The 13,833-nt window shown below is 43.4% G+C and carries 12 protein-coding genes and 1 tRNA gene; 4 read left to right on the plus strand and 9 right to left on the minus strand.

Annotated features, from left to right (window positions below; all coding sequences use genetic code 11):
- Nucleotides 1-420 (minus strand): hypothetical protein, encoded by a 420-nt coding sequence (locus tag A0256_15495; GenBank protein ID AMR32727.1) that lies wholly within the window; start codon nucleotides 418-420, stop codon nucleotides 1-3.
- A 184-nt stretch (nucleotides 421-604) separates the two neighbouring features.
- Between A0256_15495 and A0256_15500 the strand changes: the two genes are divergently transcribed.
- Nucleotides 605-841 (plus strand): hypothetical protein, encoded by a 237-nt coding sequence (locus A0256_15500; GenBank protein ID AMR32728.1) that lies wholly within the window; start codon nucleotides 605-607, stop codon nucleotides 839-841.
- Nucleotides 842-870: 29 nt separating this feature from the next.
- Here A0256_15500 and A0256_15505 read toward each other — a convergent pair whose 3' ends face one another.
- Nucleotides 871-1,290: a transcriptional regulator gene (locus A0256_15505; protein AMR32729.1), complete on the minus strand. Its 420-nt coding sequence runs from the start codon at nucleotides 1,288-1,290 to the stop codon at nucleotides 871-873.
- 154 nt (nucleotides 1,291-1,444) lie between these two features.
- Between A0256_15505 and A0256_15510 the strand changes: the two genes are divergently transcribed.
- The gene (locus A0256_15510; protein AMR32730.1) at nucleotides 1,445-1,870 is read left to right on the plus strand and encodes a hypothetical protein; all 426 of its coding nucleotides are present in this window, start codon (nucleotides 1,445-1,447) and stop codon (nucleotides 1,868-1,870) included.
- Between the two features lie 305 nt (nucleotides 1,871-2,175).
- Here the strand turns inward: A0256_15510 and A0256_15515 are convergent, their stop codons facing one another.
- The 4 genes from A0256_15515 to A0256_15530 form a co-directional block, all read right to left on the minus strand.
- The gene (locus A0256_15515; protein AMR32731.1) at nucleotides 2,176-3,513 is read right to left on the minus strand and encodes a recombinase; all 1,338 of its coding nucleotides are present in this window, start codon (nucleotides 3,511-3,513) and stop codon (nucleotides 2,176-2,178) included.
- Nucleotides 3,514-3,698: 185 nt separating this feature from the next.
- A tRNA-Met gene (locus tag A0256_15520) sits at nucleotides 3,699-3,772 on the minus strand.
- 233 nt (nucleotides 3,773-4,005) lie between these two features.
- Nucleotides 4,006-4,713, minus strand: a complete 708-nt coding sequence (locus A0256_15525; GenBank protein AMR32732.1) for a hypothetical protein — start codon at nucleotides 4,711-4,713, stop codon at nucleotides 4,006-4,008.
- Nucleotides 4,714-4,790: 77 nt separating this feature from the next.
- Nucleotides 4,791-7,361 carry a hypothetical protein gene (locus A0256_15530; GenBank protein ID AMR32733.1) on the minus strand — a complete coding sequence of 857 codons (2,571 nt, stop codon included), beginning with the start codon at nucleotides 7,359-7,361 and terminating at the stop codon, nucleotides 4,791-4,793.
- Nucleotides 7,362-7,756: 395 nt separating this feature from the next.
- Here A0256_15530 and A0256_15535 point away from each other — a divergent pair, with 395 nt between their 5' ends.
- Entirely contained in the window at nucleotides 7,757-8,551 is a 795-nt protein-coding gene (locus A0256_15535; protein AMR32734.1) for a hypothetical protein, read from the plus strand.
- Nucleotides 8,552-8,662: 111 nt separating this feature from the next.
- Here A0256_15535 and A0256_15540 read toward each other — a convergent pair whose 3' ends face one another.
- From A0256_15540 to A0256_15550, 3 genes are all read right to left on the minus strand, one after another.
- Nucleotides 8,663-8,878: a hypothetical protein gene (locus tag A0256_15540; protein AMR32735.1), complete on the minus strand. Its 216-nt coding sequence runs from the start codon at nucleotides 8,876-8,878 to the stop codon at nucleotides 8,663-8,665.
- 272 nt (nucleotides 8,879-9,150) lie between these two features.
- Entirely contained in the window at nucleotides 9,151-10,269 is a 1,119-nt protein-coding gene (locus tag A0256_15545; protein ID AMR32736.1) for a hypothetical protein, read from the minus strand.
- A 365-nt stretch (nucleotides 10,270-10,634) separates the two neighbouring features.
- Complete coding sequence (locus A0256_15550; GenBank protein ID AMR32737.1) at nucleotides 10,635-11,045, minus strand: hypothetical protein; 411 nt, start codon at nucleotides 11,043-11,045, stop codon at nucleotides 10,635-10,637.
- A 137-nt stretch (nucleotides 11,046-11,182) separates the two neighbouring features.
- On the opposite strand from A0256_15550, the gene A0256_15555 reads away from it, so the two are divergent.
- Nucleotides 11,183-13,615: a transketolase gene (locus tag A0256_15555; GenBank protein ID AMR32738.1), complete on the plus strand. Its 2,433-nt coding sequence runs from the start codon at nucleotides 11,183-11,185 to the stop codon at nucleotides 13,613-13,615.
- Nucleotides 13,616-13,833 lie beyond the last annotated feature (218 nt).

Raw genomic sequence — 13,833 nt, forward strand, 5'->3', positions numbered from 1 at the left:
TTAAGACCAACCGTTTTGCTTCATTACTTCGAACTGTAAGTATAGCCAGCTGATGTGTCCGGCTAATTTTTCCCTGACTAAAACTTCGTCTTCCGATTTAATTGTCAGCCCATGAGCTGCTAATATGATATTTTCGGTAATTTCTATTTTGACCGTCAGCAACAAAAAGCGATCATAAAGATCTTCACGGCTGAAAAAGCCGTCAGCAGGATTCTTAGGATCAAAATCAGGTAAAGCCCTTCGCGCTTCCAGCCGTTCAGGATTCGACAGATCGTCTTTCGGAAAACCGATTATGTCTAAAACAACATCATAATTATTGACAAGCAGATTTGTTAAATCGATGCCCAGATCACTCAACTGCCCGGTAAAAGTGGCTAATTTATACTGTTCAAATAACAGGTTAACGAGATGTTTTTTCATGGTGCTATTTATTTTTATAAAGTTACTGCAAATCCATACCTCAGCGGTAAAACGTATGTCAGTAAAGCATGAGTAAAAAACAATTGCTGTTGGTAATTTACCATTTGCATGCGTATGGTAGAATTTACATTTTCACATGATTGGTTAGTGGAAGAAATTATACAGCATAATTTGAAAGCAAACGATGTTAAAAGACTACAACAAGAATGTTTTAGAGTTCGCTCAGAAATGGCGAACGGGAACGATTAGCGTTCAGGAAATGAATATGCTGAATGATTGGTTTTATGCCCTTGAGGGCGTTGCTTTGGGCTGCCCTGACGAAGATACTGTTGATAAAGTGGAGAAGCGGTTACACCAACAGCTTTGGGAGCCAATAAAAAAGCAGGATGGTGAAGATGGGCCGCCACATCCTTGGCATTGAAAGGATTGGCATTTAATATCGCATTTAGGTTATCTGCTTCTAAGTAATTCGACTTTTTCCTTTTCAGATTGCAATAGGCGTTCAAGTAGTAACACCTTTTCATCATACAATTCAACTATTTTCTCAATAGGATTAAAATAAAATGTGCCGTGATTACCGTAATTACTTTGGGCACCGTGATTATTCGAACCCTCGTAGTTATTTTGAATATTATAAATCACAGCTTCATCACTGTAGTTCTTTATTGCCTCAGAAGATACACCTAAAATTACTGCGACCTTTTCCAATACTTCATCTTCGATGGTTTCTGCTTGTTCCATACGCGAAACCGTCTGTTGGCTAACACCTAACTCAGAAGCAAGATGTTCTTGCTTGATGCCGCGTAATTCCCTGATACGGCTAATCTTACGGCCTATATGTGTGTTGGATGGTTTAGCAGTTGTTTCCATATCTCAAAAATACAAATTTTCTTCCTTGTAAAAATAACGCTTTCGTAAGTAAAATACTAATGCTTTGAGTTCGGTACCGCTCCATTCATAAGTTGATTTGTATTACGGCTAATAAACTAAGTAATTGATACAAATCCACAATCCCATTACTATTATGAACAAGGTATTATATGTAGGAAGAAAGGCTAAAGGACTAAGCACAGCCCAGATAGCCAAAGTATTGCAGATTGAAGAGAAGGAGTATGTTGAAATCGAAAACTCGGTGACCGACCTTACCGCTCAGCAATCTTTAAAACTTTCAAAGTTGTTCGATATCGACCCGGAGATATTTATCTATACCGAGGGACGTGAGCCGAGACTAATCAAATATGCAGCAGATGAAATTTCAGGTTACCTGAAAGATGGATTGTTAGACGGGTTATCGCCTCAGCACCTGCTTTCTCTTACCAGAATGGTTAATACCGGACTTTCGCTGTCAGTTCAACTGAACCATGCGCTTTATCAGCAATACGAACTGGAACAGGATAACAAAGCATTGAGGTGGCTGAATGCGGAGCTCAAAGCAAAACTGACAGTTTAATATGAATTATGCCGGTTGCGGCAGACGTTTCAATTCCTTCCGCGTTCCGCTAAATCCTTTCTCCGTCAGCCTCTCGGCAAAGCAGGAGTAAACTCGTACCTCGTTTACACCTGTAAAAAGAAGCGGAGACTCCCTTTGCACCGCAGTCACAAAATTAGCCGCACAGTAAAACAGTAAAGGCCATGTAAATGGGCTGTGTTTATTTTTTTAGCCCAGCCTTGACAGTTTTGCTGTTTGCTGCCTCCCGTTGTTTAAGCGGAGCAATGGGATGGTATGTTAGAAACTCACATATGACAGCGTCTCAATTAAACAACCAAGCGCATACTATCTCGTCTTTTGGTACCATAAATATCTTGTTCCGATTTTTCTTTTAGATATGAGAGACTGTCATTGGGGTTATTAAACGTTTTAATTAAATCTATAACAGCCGATTGTACGTCATCTACAATTTTCCAGTCTTTGGCTATATAAATATCTGTGATTTTGTGGCCGTGATCAATATGATTCAATGCTGCACTAACATCATCTAATGACATTCTGCAATTGTTTCTGGCGATGGTTGCAAAAGAGTGACGCGCCCAATATATTGTTAAATCATCTATACCGGCCTTCTTTCGCAGTTGCTTCATCCCCTCAGACAGAGCTGTATCTAAACCAGCGTATGTTGTATATCGCTTTGAAAGATGACCGACGTACTTCCGTAAAAGCGGTAATGCTTCGTTGACGATCTTTACGCTAAAAAATGCTTTATCCTTTCGCCTGCTCTTTGTTTTTGAGCGATTATATTCAACTCGTCCACAGTTAATCCATTTTTCGTTAGAATTATAAATGTCAACTGCGTTCATTCCGCACATGTAAAAGGACAGCATATAAAGGTCTTTGGCTAACTCCGCTCTGCTGCCTTCTTTTACTTCTAAATTGGCTATCAATTTAATTTCTGTTAAGGAATTTGACCTCGAACGGGTTAAGGGTGCTGATCCTACTTTATATTTGTTAAAAGGATAATGCTTGATTTTAACAATACCGAGATCTTCGTCATTATATACAGTGCGGGCAGCATTAAAAAGAGTTCTCAGATCCCGCATGTGATTATGAACCCCACTGTCAGATAACCCTTTTTCTTTCGTTCGTACTTCTTTACCCAACTGATTTACCCTGATCATTTCCCGCTCGCTTCTCAAGTATCTTTCGTAAGCGTGAAGCATATTGGAATTAATTTCCGTGATTGAAGCTGAACTTCTCTTAAAATAATCAATTAAACTATTTTTTACTGCTCTAAAACTTCTTGAATAAGGTTCCCTTCCTTGCCTTTTGAGTTGCTCAATGTGATCATTTGCAAAGCAAATAATATCTATTTCCCTGTCCTTGCTTTCCAGGTAATCTCGTAGTTCTCCGCAGGAAAAGAAGTCAATTTTCGGTCCCAAATCGCTTATTACCTCTCGATAGCTGTCAAGCAGTTCATTAAGTTTAAGCAAAAGGAATTTGTCCTTAACTTCAAAATTTGAATTAAGTTGCCTTTTAGAGACATAATGAGGAGTTTCTATAAACTTCCTCTGTTGATTGTGATAAACGACGATCTTAACGTTGAAGGTGCCGTCATCTTTTTGGTGGTGCTCATAAACTTTTGCACTTACAGTTGCCATGATTTACAAAAAATTACACGCAATCGCTGTTACATATTTGTAACAAAACCGCGTTAAGTTCAACAAAAAATGATGTAAATCCTGTAACTATAGTGTAACAGTCACAGTGTTGCGGTCGATCCTAAACCGCTTTTGACGAATAAAAAAACCCGTTTTTTATAGTAAAAAACGGGTTTTTGATGATGTGCGCCCACCTGGGCTCGAACCAGGGACCAAAAGATTATGAGTCTTCTACTCTAACCAACTGAGCTATAGGCGCGGATTAAATACTGATATTTTTTCCGGCTGCAAATATGGAAATTTGCAGCCGGAATTGCAATAAATGATTAGTGTTTTTTAAATTAAGCAGGTAATTGCTTGTTTTTGAATTGATTTAGTTTTTAAATAATAGAGATATATGCAATAGGCAGCTTCACACTTTATACTTCGTCGCATTTAATAAATTTAAATACCCTTAGATTTTTGTGGAAATAAAGAACAATGAAATCAAACTCAATGAGGGATTATATCTTGATAATCAGGATCTATAAACCTAATGCCTTCATTGCCAGCTACGATTGCTTTGCTTGCAAGCCGGTAGAAAAGTGAATGATCTACTATGCCGGGTATCATTTTAATCTGAGTATTTAAAAGTTGAGGCTGCGGCATATCAGCAAAATGTAAATCAGCCAGCAAATTACCGTTATCGGAAATCAGCGCACCGTCTTTTTGGGTACTCATACGGAGGATGATCTTTGCCTCAGGATATCCGGTTTCGATTTTTCGTATTACCGATGATAATGCCTGCGGTAGTATCTCTATCACCAGAGGGTGTTTGCCATTTAATTTCGGACTGAACTTGGCATCATCACCCATCAGGATAAATTGATCTGCCATGGCAGCCAGGATCTTTTCGGTTGTATGGATACCGCCACCGCTTTTGAGGGCGTTTAATTCTGCATCAAATTGGTCGCAGCCATCAAAATATATATCTAGGTGATCTATAAGTGATGGAGGCAATACTTTTAATCCTGCTGCCACCAAATTACCTGTCGTTTTGAAAGAGGAGGAGGTGAACGTGAGTGTGGAAGATAGGCTTTTATGATTAGCTATCGAGGCAATAAAATGAGCTACAGTTGACCCGGCACCGAGGCCAATAATTTGCCCAGATTGTACTAGTTTGAGCGCCGCTCCGGCAGCTGCTATTTTGTGATCGGGCATATTATTTCAAAGTTTGATTGACTAATGTATATATAAAACAAAGCATACGTGCACAGGTTTTGACTCGTCCCGGCAATTTAAAACCTGAAGTCAAGCGAGAAATACGGGTACCAGCCTTCAACAGAGTGGCCGCCTAAAAGCTGCACCACAATGAGCGAAGCAGGCGAATAGTATAAACCACCTCCCACGCCGGTGTGCCATTTGTTGCTGGTATCATTATCTGTCCATACCCGGCCAGTATCGTAAAAACCGGTTACCCCAAGTTGCCCCGGTAAAACATAGCCGCCAATATCGGCCAGTTTAGCCCGTGCCTGCAGGTTGTTAAATGCCATGTGTTTGCCCGCGAAACGATTTTGAAGGTATCCTAATAAATTGCCCTCGCCGCCGAGATACATCAATTGGTAAAACGCAGGTTTCCCTACAGATACACCGCCTCCAAAACGGTCAAAAATAACCACCGAACCACTAGGGGTAAGTTTTTGGTAAAAAGAGAACTCGGGCCTTAACTGCACAAAAGAATTCGACACGCTGTTTAACCCGGAATAGCCGGTGGCGGTGACCGTAAAATAGAAGCCTGCGGTAGGGAAACGCTTATTGTCGCGATGATCGGTAGTGAAATTTACTTTCATACCGGCGTGTATTTTGTTTTGGTCGATTGTGGTGCTATCTGATGAATGCAGATTACTGGATTGCGTGATGAACCTGCCGGCATTATCTGCTAAGTTGAGCCCATAAATTTGAACAGAGGGCCCTGCGGTAATGATACTACGTATGCTGGTTTTCCAGCGCAGGGCAGCATCAAATTCATAGGTGTTGAAACGGGTGCGGTAAAAGGTACGATAGTCATCAAATTTCCTTAGCTCCGTTCCGTTACCAAGCCCGAAAAAGTTTTGGGTATTATTGGGGGCTTGTATCAGCGAGGACAATACAATGTCAGCACCCCAGGCAACCTTTGTCCATTCGCCTTTATACCTGATGCGAAAGGCATTGGTCGAGAACGAATGGGTAAGCATTAGCTCTTGCAAAGTAGAGTAGGGGAACTTGCGGAAATTGCCATATCCGGCATACCTTATGCCGAGTCCAACCAACAAACCGTCATCACGGTTTAGGGCAGCCGTGGCTAGCGGACCGTAAAAGTTGTACAGATAAGTAGGAAAGAACTTAGCATTGAGCGTGTCTGCAGAAAAGTGAGTATCTACTCCCGCAGCATCACCGGTGATCACCGTATTTTCCTTCTGGCCGTAAACCCGCAACTTACTGCCCTGGCCAACCTCAAATGTTTTGTTGCCTGTGCTATCAATAATGCGCAGTTTAATCGGAGACGCGGCGTTATTTACGATCACTTTATCTTCACCGCCTTCCAAGTACAGGCGGATTTCGTGCGTGATATCAGGGCTGTACAGCATATTCAACAAAGAATCCTTTTGTACCCCTTCTTTATTGAGGTTGATGATCGATAGCCTGAGGTTTCTGTTTGGTGCATCCTCAATTTTTACTAATTCATCCTTATGAGTGGCGCGGATATCTACAATGTTGTACAAAAACTTATAGTAGTTTTTAATTACATGCGGAAGGTGCCCACGGCGTTCCTGCATCGCATTTAACAACGCCTGGTGCCGAAGATCATATGCCGCTTTAGGTAACCTGCGCAGGCCGGCCTCCAGCACCTCGTCGTTTTCTGCCTTTACAAATTCATCGGTTATCTGCATCATGCGCTCATAACTCATCTGCATATCGGGGTAGGCTTTCATGAATTTAACCTTGTAAAACCACCAGTTTGGAAAAGTGATATTTCCTTTAAAACTGCCTATAGCGGGTACAATGGTAGTTTGCGATAATGCCCATGGAAAAACTCCTTGGTTCACGTGAAACACCTGGTCGCGGTCTGTTGGCACAGGTTCGTAATATTTACCCTCGCCTTTCTTTTTATCCAGCCAGTTCCATTGGCTGGCGTGGCGGTCCCAGTCGCCTATCAAAAAGTCTAGCAGCATGGCACGAAAGAAAGCCTCGCCATCAAACCTGTTGTCATGGTCACCTATTAACTTCTTATCAAATTTTTCAGTATCATCTGTTTCCCCCTCGGGTTCGTGCTCTTCCAGCAGGCAAACTTCCCCTTTAAATTGCTTGCTGTATGCACCAAGTGCCGGGTCATCTGCCACTACGCCAATTACAGGATTGGTATGGTATACACGGGCAGCATCAGCAAGCGGCGGCACTACCAATGCCGAAAACGGATGCTGTGCACTAAACTCATCATCTACCCATTTTACTGCAAATGTTTCTTGCAACTCATCAGGCAACAGGGCATCGGGCACTTTCTCAACACTGCGCAACACCCATTCGCGGCCGCTTTTATCTTTTAATCGTAATGATTTGGTTTGGGTGCCGCCACCTGTTTTCACAAAGGTGAGTCCGCCGTTTATACGCGATAGCTTTAGCAAGGGGAGTTTGACAGGTATAGCCCATTCCTTGCGATAATTTTCGCCGAAGAATATTTTATGGAAGCCGTTGGCTTTGTTGTAGGAGGGGTGTACTTTAACGGTAATACTATCCGGAAACTGTTGCCAGGCCGACGGCAATATTTTTTGAGCTCGGGTGGTGTAGATAAAGCAAAATAATAAGGCAGGGATAAGAAAAGGATGTTTCATTAAAGGATATTATTCGAGTACATAAATGCAAAATAAGAGAAAATGTTTTAAGTTGCTCATTGGTGTTGAAAGTTGGACCGGTTTACAGAACAGGGTAGGTATTTTGTTGCAGGGATCACCTATTATCTTGCTGAAAAAACGCATCATTCATGGACCGCTCTATGCGTTATGGGATGGGCGCGGATACCGGCCTGTGGCTAAGGCCGGTGCAGTATGAGCAGACAGCCCGGCCGAAAGGCAACGCCCTGATTTGGCACTGTTACCCAAACCTGAGCGGTTAAGTTTTAGGTATTACAAATGATCAAACGATTTTTCGCAAGCGAAAAATAACTGCAATATATCCGCAATATTTTATTTATTTTTATTCCATTAAAAAATACTAAATCTTATCACGAATGAAACTGAAATTACTAAGCCTCATAGGGGCATTTGCCACCATTGCTATTGTTTACACTTCCTGTAAAAAAGATGCGGTTGATTACGGCAGCAAAGGCACCACCAGTACCGTGTCGTCTAAAGATGTCACCAGTCAAATCGCGTTAAACCTATCACAAAGCTTATTTGGAGGTCTGGGCGGGTTCGATATGAGTGATGGCTTGAGCCCTAAGATCAATGCACTTGCGCCGAATCATCAAAAGATAATTATCAATGAGCTTAACCCTAGCGGCTGTGGTACACTGATGGATACCACCATGACCTATAGCATGGATATTGATACTACCAAGCTAAGTATAAGTGGCCGCTACAAGATCGGTACCGTCTGTACGGCAGGAAAGCCAACAGGATTAACTATGTATGATAGCTTGCTGGTTGCCATGAGCACACCTTCGTTAGCTGCAAACTACAAAATAGGCCAAAATTTAACCATCACCAGCCTTAACCCCCAAAATTCGGACTCGCAGCTATCTTTTAGCGGCGCCATGAAAATGCAAACAAATTTGCAATACAAAACAGGTAGTAAAGCCAAGTTCAACACGCTGTTTGATTACACATTAACAGCGTTGATCATCGATCCTGCCGACGATGCCGACATTAAAAGCGGCTCTGCTACGTTCCACACAACCGGTGATGTACCGCAGGGTAAATGGGATTATAAAGGCACCATCACTTTTCTAGGGAACCATAAGGTAAAGATCACAATAGATAGTAAAACTTACACGGTTGATATCCAAACCGGGCTTATTGTTTAAGCGCACTGTTTACAATAATATCACAGGCCCTTTCTGAAATGCAGAAAGGGCTTTTATAGTTCCGGATTTAAATACCGAGAAGATCAATATGGTTTAGTTTGATGCTGATTATCAAACGTGGCAAAAAGCGCCTATGCCTTTGGATAGAATGTATTTGATGGCCGGTTTAATAAAAAGCCGGATAATAATGCCTCCCGGCATAATAGTGGAGATTGCCTCCAGGATAGCATCAATGATCTCTTGTGTAGTAGAGCCTTCATTGACAATGCCGCAAACAAAATCCCGGATCTGATTAAGGATGCCGCCTAGTCCGGGGGAAGCCGCCATTTCTGCAGGCGCTGCGAACGAGGCTTTAAATCCAAAATGGGCACCCTCCAGTTGTAAAGCCTGATGGTAATAATCGTTTAAAATAACTTCGACCTCTTCTTTTGACGGCGTAGCTACTTCATCAAGATCGCCTAATTCCCGACTGCGGACTACACCATAATGACAAGGTTTTTTATCATATTGGGCTGGCAGGCGAGTCCTCAGGGTAAATCCTGAGTTGATAGAATGAAGGGGACTGTAGGGGAAGTAGTAATTTAGAATTTTTAGATTATTTATTTCGCCACCCGCAAATTGGCTTTATCGTTTATCACGATTTCCATTTTTCCTTTACGCTTTTTCAGCATGCCGGTTACGGTGATTTGTTTACCGTTGATAAGGCTGGCCAACGTTATAGCATTGCCTTTCAATACGAGGGTAAGTTTTTGATTCGGATAGGGGGCACCCAAATCTACCAGTACCAAACCCGGGAAAGATTTATACCCGTATACCTTACCGCTTACATCTGCTTTATAGCCAACATAATCGGCAACGTTGTTGATATTGATGGCCCGGACCTCGCCGGCGGTTTTTACTTCGGGGATCGGAGAGGCGGGGAGTTGATGATTATAGACCGGGGCGGCAAATAGCCCGTTTAGCAGGTTCGCCAGTCGTAAACCAGCCAGTTGCAGGCGCTGATTTACTACGGCAATATGCGACTGGTAATAAGCATCGGTAAGTGTCTTTTTGGAGCCTACTTCGGCGTAGACCTTATTGCTGATCTGGTAGCTTTCAAACAACCAATGCATTACCGGATCGGTCAGGGTAGGCTTTGGGCTGGTGCCATTGTCCAGCTTTGCGGCAAGATCCTGGTAGGGTACAGCCTGGTGATTGAGCAGTCCGCTGTCATAAACCTGGTGCAGGTTGGTCCCCTTGCCATCGTACTGTAACTGGATGTTATTGCCACCGCGGTCGGCACCTATACGGGTAACGTGCATGGGCTGGTGAATATCGCCCACCAGATGTACAATGAATTTTAGTGCGGTGCTACGAGCCTGCAGGTCGCTGGTTGCAGCGGTCAGGATGGCTTCGTTTTTGAGCAGCGCGTTGTAAATATTGTCGGCTTTGTCATTTTTAACGGCACGCTCAAACGCTGCAAAACCAAGGTTGGGCGGCACGCTGATATAATGCCACGGGCCAGTGTTTTTATATTGCGGCTGGTTTTTTACCTCATCGGCCCAGGAGCTTACCGATCCAAGGGAATGCTTTCCGGCTAGTAGCTTTATACAGCTGTTCGCGCGGGCGCTGAGATGGTTTTCGGCGATTTGTGCCACCGTTTTATGCCCGGTAACACTCCAGGACATAAGCAGTAGGCTACTGCTTATGAGTGTGATAACAGTGAGCGCCTTTCGCATAACAGACAAGTTTAGTTAGGGCTAAGGTAATAGATTCACATTTAAATAAGAGGCTCAATATTTGCAGAAATGCACCGCTGTTCCACTTTATAAAGGTGGAACACTCGAAATGTGTTTCGTGTTGATAATCAGATTCTTACGGATGTTCGGTGGAGCAAATTGGAACATCCCTGTTGTTGAGGTGATTTATGTAAATACTTAAATAATAGGCAGCTATAATTTTTATCCCTACGGAAATAATGGAAAGTGGAACACCCCGATGGAACAGAATGAAACGCACTGATTTACACTTTTTCCAACAAAAAAGGCACCTCAATTTGAAGTGCCTTATATCTCGAATTCCCCTTTCGGAAGAACAAACATGATTATTTACTACTCGCAGGTGCTTTTCCAATAACCTTACCTACAATGTTGAGGTATTTGGTTGGTGTTTTAGAATTCGAAGTCACCACAATGGTTTTGTTAAATGCTGATGCTACAGCTGCATTGTAAGTGATCTTAATCATTCCTTTTGCGCCGGATAATACCGGAGTTTTAGTATAATCGGCAATGGTGCAACCACATGTTGGCCTCACTTCCGACAAGATAAGCGGCTCTTTGCCCACATTGGTAAACTCAAACACGGTGGTAACCGGTGTACCTTGGGGTATATCGCCAAAATCGTGCTTTTCTTCGTTGAATTTAAATTCAGCCTTGGTATCATCCTGAGCCATAGCGGTATTGGCAGTAAAGGCCAGGCCTAAAAATACCGCGCAAATCATCATTATTTTTTTCATAGTTACCTGTTTGATTATCACAAATATAAAAGGTTTAACTTAATTAAAAAACTATTACATAAACTATATGTTTTATAGCTACCGATTACAAAAACAGAATAGAATTTTTTAATTTTACCGCCTAAACAAAATTTTATATGCCCGAAACTGTAATGCACACTGGCAATGAACTAAAGGCTGCCGAACTCAGTTTTGATGATTTCAGAAAGATAGTGATCAGCGATTACCGCGTTGGTTACGAGAGCAGGCAGGCAAGTATTTTGGGGCGCCGGGAAGTATTGACCGGTAAGGCCAAGTTTGGCATTTTTGGCGACGGCAAGGAAGTCGCCCAACTGGCTATGGCCAAAGTTTTCCGCAAGGGCGACTGGCGGGCCGGCTATTACCGCGACCAAACATTTATGTTTGCCACCGGGATGAGCAATCTAAAAGAGTTTTTTGCGCAGTTATACGCGCATCCCGATATTGAAAAGGATCCTGCTTCTGGCGGCAGGCAAATGAATTGCCATTATGCAACACGTTTTGTGGACACCAATGGTAACTGGGTTAATCAAACCGAAACAAAAAATACCTCTTCGGATCTGTCAACAACTGGTGGACATATGCCACGTTTGCTGGGGTTGGCTTATGCATCCAAATTATACCGCCAGAATAAGGAGCTGGCTTATTTAAAAGATTTTTCCATCAATGGCAACGAGGTAGCCTTTGGCACCATTGGCAACGGCTCAACATCCGAAGGTCTGTTTTTCGAGACCTTTAATGCAGCCGGGGTTTTGCAGGTGCCCATGGCTATCTCTATCTGGGATGATGCTTATGCCATCTCAGTACCCGCCCGGCTCCAAACCACCAAAGAAGATATCTCAGAAGTATTAAAAGGTTTTCAGCGCGATGCCAAAGGCAATGGCTATGAAATTTTTAAAGTAAAGGGATGGGATTATGTGGCCCTTTGCGAAACTTACGAACGTGCCATCAATATTTGCCGGGAAGAACATGTGCCGGTAATGATCCACGTAATTGAAATGACCCAGCCGCAGGGGCACTCTACCTCCGGCTCGCATGAGCGTTATAAATCTAAAGACAGGCTTACCTGGGAAGACGAGCATGATTGCCTGCTGCAGATGCGCAACTGGATGGTTGCATCGGCCATTGTCACCAGCGAGGAGGCGGATGAATTGGAGGCTGTCGCCAAAAAGCACGTGAGAGATTGCCAGAAAGAAGCATGGGCCGAACTGCAGGATGAGATAAAAGCGGAGATTGACGATGTTGTTGAACTGATTGAAAACATAGCCGAACATTCCGAACAATTTAGTGAACTAAGCACCATCTCAACCGAATTGCAGCAATGCGTTGATCCTGCAAGGCGGGATGCTATCTCGGCAGTGCGCAAGGCACTCCGGATCACCATTGGCGAAAATACTGCTGAACGCGCTTCCCTTTTAGAATACCTTCAGGAAGAAAAGGCTAAAAATAAAGAGCGTTTCAATACTAAATTGTTTACCAATACACCATCATCTCCTTTACTGGTGCCGGTAATTGCGCCTGAGTATGCAGATGATGCACGCTTACTGGATGGCCGGGAGGTATTGAACGCTTGTTTTGATGCCAATTTTGAACGTGATAAAAGCATCGTTGCGTTTGGTGAAGATGTTGGCGCCATAGGCGACGTAAACCAGGGTTTTGCCGGGTTACAGAGCAAGTATTCCGATCTGAGGATCACCGATACGGGGATTCGTGAAGCCACCATCATAGGGCAGGGCGTAGGCTTGGCTATGCGTGGTTTAAGGCCCATTGCAGAGATCCAATACCTTGATTACCTCATTTATGCCATCACCGTTTTAAGTGATGACCTGGCTAGCTTAAGCTACCGTACTAAAGGCGGACAAAAAGCGCCGCTGATCGTGCGGTCGCGCGGGCACCGTTTGGAAGGTATCTGGCACTCCGGTTCACCGCTGGGTTTAATCTTGAACTCCATGCGCGGCATGCACATTTGTGTACCACGTGATATGACCCAAGCTGCCGGTATGTACAACACCTTGCTGCGTGGCGACGAGCCTGCTTTAGTTATCGAATGCTTGAACGGCTACCGGTTGAAGGAAAAATTGCCTGCCAATGTAGGTGACTTTACCGTGCCTTTGGGTAAAGCCGAGTTGCTTAAAGAAGGAAAGGATGTTACTGTTGTAAGCTACGGGTCCACCCTGAGGATTGTGATGGAAGCTGCCGAAGAATTGGAAAAAATGGGCATCAGCATAGAGGTGATTGACCCGCAAACACTTTACCCTTTTGATACCGATAATCTGTGCGCAGCATCTTTGAGCAAAACCAGTAAATTACTGGTGATCGATGAGGATATTCAGGGCGGTGGGTCTGCTTTTATTTTGCAAAAAGTACTTGAACAGCAAAAAGGTTATTATTTGTTGGATGCACAACCGAAAACCCTTTGCGCCGCCGAACACCGGCCGCCATACGGGTCCGATGGTGATTATTTTAGCAAACCATCTTTGGATGATGTGATCGAAACAGTCTACAACATGATGAACGAGGCTAATCCCGGGAAATATCCGGCGTTGTTTTAAATTCGGAAAACAAGGTTTATAGATAGCATTTCCGTCCCCGCAGGGTCTCTTTAAAAAAGGACCCGGCGGGCCATTTATTGTCTTTGTGTGAATCTCAACAGGCCTTCGCTGTCATTACCTAGCACATACGTAGAAAAACGCAGGGTCCTCTTACGAGAGGCCCTGCGCGGACGTCAAATTTGAAGGCTGCGGTTGGTTTTGGCCTTAATTTAAATACT

This window comes from Mucilaginibacter sp. PAMC 26640, assembly GCA_001596135.1.
Classification (GTDB): Bacteria; Bacteroidota; Bacteroidia; order Sphingobacteriales; family Sphingobacteriaceae; genus Mucilaginibacter.

Excerpts from the sequence above, each read along its gene's own strand:
- A0256_15495 (AMR32727.1), bottom strand. The coding sequence starts at position 420 with ATGAAAAAACATCTCGTTAACCTGTTATTTGAACAGTATAAATTAGCC.
- A0256_15500 (AMR32728.1), top strand. The coding sequence starts at position 605 with ATGTTAAAAGACTACAACAAGAATGTTTTAGAGTTCGCTCAGAAATGG.
- A0256_15505 (AMR32729.1), bottom strand. The coding sequence starts at position 1,290 with ATGGAAACAACTGCTAAACCATCCAACACACATATAGGCCGTAAGATT.
- A0256_15510 (AMR32730.1), top strand. The coding sequence starts at position 1,445 with ATGAACAAGGTATTATATGTAGGAAGAAAGGCTAAAGGACTAAGCACA.
- A0256_15515 (AMR32731.1), bottom strand. The coding sequence starts at position 3,513 with ATGGCAACTGTAAGTGCAAAAGTTTATGAGCACCACCAAAAAGATGAC.
- A0256_15525 (AMR32732.1), bottom strand. The coding sequence starts at position 4,713 with ATGCCCGATCACAAAATAGCAGCTGCCGGAGCGGCGCTCAAACTAGTA.
- A0256_15530 (AMR32733.1), bottom strand. The coding sequence starts at position 7,361 with ATGAAACATCCTTTTCTTATCCCTGCCTTATTATTTTGCTTTATCTAC.
- A0256_15535 (AMR32734.1), top strand. The coding sequence starts at position 7,757 with ATGAAACTGAAATTACTAAGCCTCATAGGGGCATTTGCCACCATTGCT.
- A0256_15540 (AMR32735.1), bottom strand. The coding sequence starts at position 8,878 with ATGGCGGCTTCCCCCGGACTAGGCGGCATCCTTAATCAGATCCGGGAT.
- A0256_15545 (AMR32736.1), bottom strand. The coding sequence starts at position 10,269 with ATGCGAAAGGCGCTCACTGTTATCACACTCATAAGCAGTAGCCTACTG.
- A0256_15550 (AMR32737.1), bottom strand. The coding sequence starts at position 11,045 with ATGAAAAAAATAATGATGATTTGCGCGGTATTTTTAGGCCTGGCCTTT.
- A0256_15555 (AMR32738.1), top strand. The coding sequence starts at position 11,183 with ATGCCCGAAACTGTAATGCACACTGGCAATGAACTAAAGGCTGCCGAA.